General features: G+C 68.2%; 2 protein-coding genes. One reads left to right on the top strand and one right to left on the bottom strand.

The genetic code is table 11. The features are described 5' to 3' along the window. On the top strand, positions 1–789 hold a 789-nt coding region (locus E1218_RS35700), incomplete at its 5' end, for an endonuclease/exonuclease/phosphatase family protein (protein WP_132327443.1). 118 nt (positions 790–907) lie between these two features. On the opposite strand, the gene E1218_RS35705 is transcribed toward E1218_RS35700, so the two are convergent. Further along, positions 908–1,387, bottom strand: coding sequence for a hypothetical protein (locus E1218_RS35705; RefSeq protein ID WP_132327444.1), 480 nt, complete (start codon positions 1,385–1,387; stop codon positions 908–910). Positions 1,388–1,607 lie beyond the last annotated feature (220 nt).

Below are 1,607 nucleotides of genomic sequence, written 5' to 3' on the forward strand. Positions count from 1 at the left end.
GGTATGGGTGTGCTGCGGGTCATGACCTGGAATGTCTGGTGGCGGTTCGGGGGGATGTGGCTGGCTCGGTATGAGGCGATTGTGGAGACGTTGCAGGCCGTAGAGCCGGATGTTGTCGCGTTGCAGGAGGTTTGGGGGACCCGGGCAACCAATCAGGTGACTGTGCTCGGTGCTGAGCTGGGGATGCACGCTGGGTACGCCGGGCCGTCGTACCCGCCGGGCACGGACGTTGCCCGGGATCCACGGGATGAGGGGGTCGAGATCGGGATCGGGCTGCTGAGTCGCTGGGAGATCACCGGGTGGCGGGCGGTGCGGATGCCTGCGCGGCACCGGGCGTTCGACCCGGTTGCCGCAGTGGCGACGGTCGCGCATCCGGCGGCGCCGCTGCACGTCGTCGTGGGCTGTCTCGAGTACGACCCGGCGTACAACGACGACCGCCTTGCCCAGGCCCGTTTGCTCGCGGACCTAGCCACCGACCCGTCGCTCGACGGCCCGCTGCCCGTCGTCGTCGCCGGTGATCTCAACGCCCCACCGGACAGCCCGCTCCTCCGTCCGCTGACCGATCTGCTGACCGACGCCTGGATCGCCGGCGACGGTGATCCAGCCACCGCAACCGCGCCCGACGAGGCCGGCCCCGAGCTGTTGGGCCGGCGCATCGACCACGTGTTCTTCCGTCCGGGCATGTTCAACCACCCGATCACTGTCACGGAGACCTCGACCGCCGGCGGCCCGATCGACGGCATCACCCCGTCCGACCACCGCGCAGTGATCTGCTCACTGAGCTTCTGAGCAGCGAACAGCGGCGCACCGTCGGGTGGGTTGACCCATCAGACGGTGGGTTCACCACCTGGAATCCCGTTGGCCAACCCACAGTCCGATGGGTCAACCCACCAGACCGGGGCGGTACCTACCGAGAGCCGTATCCGGTGCATTCGTGTGGGCTGGTGATCGGCCCGTTGTGCTTGCAGGCCTTCCAGGGAGCACCGTAGTCGCCCACGGTCTTGCTGTTGAACCAGCCGCTGACGCCGCTGGTCGTGAACGCCACCGGGTCGCCGGCCGCACTGACGAGCCAGACCGCGCCGCCTCCGGCAAGGTATCCCTGGGCGTGGTAACCCCTCCGGGTCCCCTGCGTCCCGTCGCACCACCACAGGCGGACGTTCCCGGCAGAACCACCGATCTTCAGGATCGTGCACGGGAACGCGGCGGCCTTCGCCGACGCGTCGGACAGCGTCCCGACCGACGCGTCGGACAGCGTCCCGACCGACGCGTCGGACAGGGTGCCGACCGGCTGGTCCGCTGCGTGCGCAGGCGACGCCGTCAACCCCGCCATCCCGAACGCAGCAGACACGCCCAGTACGCCGGCAACACGTGCAGTCCGGGTGCTCAAGCCCATGAAGCTTCCCCTCGTAGTCAGTAGCAGGAACGGCTACAGATTTTCCGGGGCATCACTTTCAGAAGGCTTTCACCGAGTCGCAATAGCGCCGTCAGTCCAGGGAACTCGACCGAGTTGTCGTGCTGCCGCGAGAGCCCTACGTGGTGCGGAGGGTTTCGAGACCCTGCCAGAGGAGGTACTGGAGGGTGCGGGCCACCTTTTCGGGGGTGGGTGG

It is taken from the genome of Kribbella turkmenica, from assembly GCF_004348725.1.
Classification (GTDB): domain Bacteria; phylum Actinomycetota; class Actinomycetes; order Propionibacteriales; family Kribbellaceae; genus Kribbella; species Kribbella turkmenica.